The sequence below is a fragment of the Actinosynnema sp. genome, assembly GCF_052038725.1.
In genome coordinates, this window is record NZ_JBQGCX010001143.1 from 1 (window position 1) to 3,144 (window position 3,144).

Consider the following 3,144-nt stretch of genomic DNA (forward strand, 5'->3'; position numbering starts at 1 on the left):
GAGGCGCTGGCCGTCATCGGAGCGCTGGCGGCGGAGGGGTCGGTGGGCGCTTCCGGGTGACCGGGTGGCGGGGCGTTCGGGGTGGGGGGTGGTGCGGCCTGCGGTGGAACGGGCGGTTCACCGGGCGGCGGGTCGTAGAGCTCCCGCTGCACGGCGAAGTGGGGGTGGGCGGCGGAACCCGGTGGGGGCTCGGGGAAGGCCGGGGCGAGCGGGAGTGGTTGTGGCGCCGGGACGTTCGGTGGCGCGGGGAGGACGGACTGCGCGGCGGGACCCGGTGGGGGCGGGAACCCCGGTTGCGCGGGGAACGCCGACTGCGCGGGGAACCCCGGTTGCGCGGAGAAAGCCGGTTGCGCGGGGGAAGCCGACTGCGCCGCCGGGCTGAGCTGGACCGCCGGGCCGGATTGCACCGGGAGGCCGGTCTGCACCGGGAGTCTTTGCGGCGCACCGATTCCCGGTCGCGCGGCAAAACCCTGCTGGACCGGGAAAGTCTCCTGGGCGGCGAGAGCTTGCTGTGCCGAGGAACCCTGCTGCGGCGCGGTGTAGCCCTGCACCGCGAGGCCGGGCTGGTGCTGGCCCTCGCCGAGGGAGACGCCGAGGCTCCACCCGGACGGCCCCACCGACCCGATCCCGCCGCCCAACGCCGCCATGTGACCGGCGCCAGCAGCCGAGGTGCCTCCGGCGCCAGCCGCCGAGGTGAGTCCGGTGGCAGGTGCCGAGGTGGAGCCGATGGCGCTCATCGAGGTGAGCCCGGCGATGCCAGTCGGGATGCGCGGGCCGGGCGCGGGAGCGCTCGGGGCGGCCAGTTCCCTCTGCACCGACCAGGTCGGCTGAGGTCCGGACACGGTGCTCTCGGCCTGGCGCTGGACGAACCGCTGCGGCAGTCCGGGCGCGAGCGAGAGCACCGGGGCCTGCTCGAACCGCTGGACCGGCGCGGACGTCCCGCTCGGAACGCTCGGCGTGCTCGGCGCCACCGGGAGCTCAGCGGGAAGTTCGACAGGAAGTTCGACGGCACGGGCAGCAGGCTGGTCGGCGGCCAGCGAGCGCTGCACGATCTCGGTCAACGACACCGGCCGCTCACCACCGGCCAACCGCTGCACAGCGGGCTGGACGACCTGCTGCGGCGTGGTCGGCGCGCTCGACGTGCTGGGAGCACCGGGAGTGGTGGGGGCGCTGGGAGGGGTGGTGGAGGTCTGGATCGTCCTGGGCCGGCCGAGCCCCAGCGCCCGCGCCGTGCTCTTGCCCACGGTGGTGGTCGGGGCAGCAGGGGCAGGGACGACCGGGAGTTCCACCGACCTGGAAACCGTTGCGGGAACTCGGGAAACAGCATCGGGGGCGACTGCTCGCCGCACGACATCGCCGGTCAGCGGTTCGTCCCCGACGAGGCCGGCGCTGATCGGCCCGTCGCCGGTCGTCCCACCGCTGGTCGGCTCGACGCTGGTGATCCCACCGCTGGTCGGCCCGTCGCTGATCGGGCTGTCACCCACCGGAAGGCCGTTCGACGGCTGGCCGCTCACCGACTCCTCGGAAGGTGCGCTGCCAGCCTCGGGAAAACCCGGCATCACCGGCGTTTCAGCCGGTCGCTGCGCCAGCGGTTCCCCCAAGCCCGACCGGACCGCGCGCGGGGGTGCGGTGAACTGCCTGCTCACCGGGGCCGGAGGTGCTTCGGCGACCCGTTGGACGGCAGGTTCCGGAGTCGCGTTCGGGGTCTGCGGCGCCAGCGGGAGTGCTTGCGCCACAGGCTCGACGGGGTCGGTGGTGCGCGGTGACGTGGGCGTTTCCACGTCGACCGGAACGGGCCGGTCGACACCGAGCGTTCGGACGACCGGTTCCGGTTCGGCGCTCACCGGCTCCGGTGAGAGGGGCGGCGGTTCGGGCGTGACCGAGCGCTGCACAGCGGTTCCGCCGGCAGCGGTCGCGGCGCGAGTGGCAGTCCCACCGGTGGCAGTCCCACCGGTGGCAGCCGCGCTCTCGGCGAAGCCGCCACCGGTGAACCCGTCACCTGCCAAGCCCTCGGTGGCAGGTGAGGTCCCGACCGTCCCGCTCGCCGCACTCCCGACGCCCGCGGGAATCCCCCAGGGCCGCGAGAACACCACCCCCTCACGCGGTGGTTCCCCGATCACCCCCGAAGGCTCCGACTCCGCGACGAAGTGCCCGAGCGGGGCCAGGAACGCCGGGGAGCGCCAGGACGTCAACCCCCCGGTGAACGAGCTCACCGGGTTCACCAGCGGGTGCTCCGGCAGCGCCCGCTGGATCGGGGGCAGCCCGCGCCACTCGCCCCGCAGCACCGGACCGGCCTGCGCGGGGCCTGCGGCGCCGTCAGGTCCGGTCGGCGCCGGGGTTCGCTTGCGGAAGGGCCACACTTCGGGTCACCGCCTGGTGTTGATGCGGGCGATCTCGGCCGCGTACCGCAGCCGGTCGTGGTGCTCCAGGTCGAGGATCGAGTCCAGCGACCAGTGGAAGTGGTAGGCGACGTACGCGACCTCCTCGTGGAGCCGGTCGACCGCGTACGTCACGATTCCCCCAGGCGCCCGCCGGAGACGTCGACGGAGAACCCGTGGCCGCACGACGGGCAGGCCACGGCGGCTCGGGTGTGCCCCTCGCTGTTGATCCGCCGGTACATGTCCTGCAGGAACGCCAGGTCGGAGGCGAACAGGTTCTCCACGACCCCGGTGTGGACGTCGGTGATCGTCCCGAGCGAGACGACGACGCGCGCCAGCAGCACCACGGTCAGGTAGGCGGAGTTCTCCCGCACCCGGTCGTCGCGCAGCGGGACCAGCTCGTCGCGGGCGGTCGCCAGTCGCATGACGCCGCTCCTGTGGACCGTCCCGGACTCGTCCGCGTACCCGCGCGGCAGCTCGAAGGCGAACTCCGTGCGCATCGTCGCGGGCGAGTCCGGCGCGACCGCGGTCGTGGACCGGCGCACTACTCGACTTCCATCATCTCGTAGGTGACCACGAGCTTCTCGGTGAGCACGCTGGTGTCACCGGCCTTGAGCGAGCCGATCTCCAGGCTCTTGGGCCACGCGTTGGTCAGCTTGTAGCGCTTGATCGCGGTGCCCTCGTAGTCGTAGACGATGATCGCACCGCCCTTGCGGGCCGAGGTCATCTTGCCGAAGTGGGCGTCCTTGACCCACTTCTCGAAGCT

The 3,144-nt window shown here is 73.2% G+C and carries 3 protein-coding genes and 1 pseudogene; all 4 read right to left on the reverse strand.

Annotated elements, in window-relative coordinates; genetic code table 11:
• A pseudogene (locus tag ACTUAL_RS24070) lies at window positions 1–1,289 on the reverse strand (hypothetical protein); the annotation flags it as partial.
• A gap of 1,077 nt (window positions 1,290–2,366) precedes the next feature.
• Window positions 2,367–2,513: a DUF6760 family protein gene (locus ACTUAL_RS24075; RefSeq protein ID WP_015804092.1), complete on the reverse strand. Its 147-nt coding sequence runs from the start codon at window positions 2,511–2,513 to the stop codon at window positions 2,367–2,369.
• Complete coding sequence (locus ACTUAL_RS24080) at window positions 2,510–2,878, reverse strand: hypothetical protein (protein ID WP_218182475.1); 369 nt, start codon at window positions 2,876–2,878, stop codon at window positions 2,510–2,512. The genes ACTUAL_RS24075 and ACTUAL_RS24080 overlap by 4 nt, the downstream gene beginning before the upstream one ends.
• A 44-nt stretch (window positions 2,879–2,922) precedes the next feature.
• Window positions 2,923–3,144, reverse strand: a 222-nt coding sequence (locus ACTUAL_RS24085; RefSeq protein WP_440901847.1) for a phage tail protein, incomplete at its 5' end; no start/stop codon positions are given.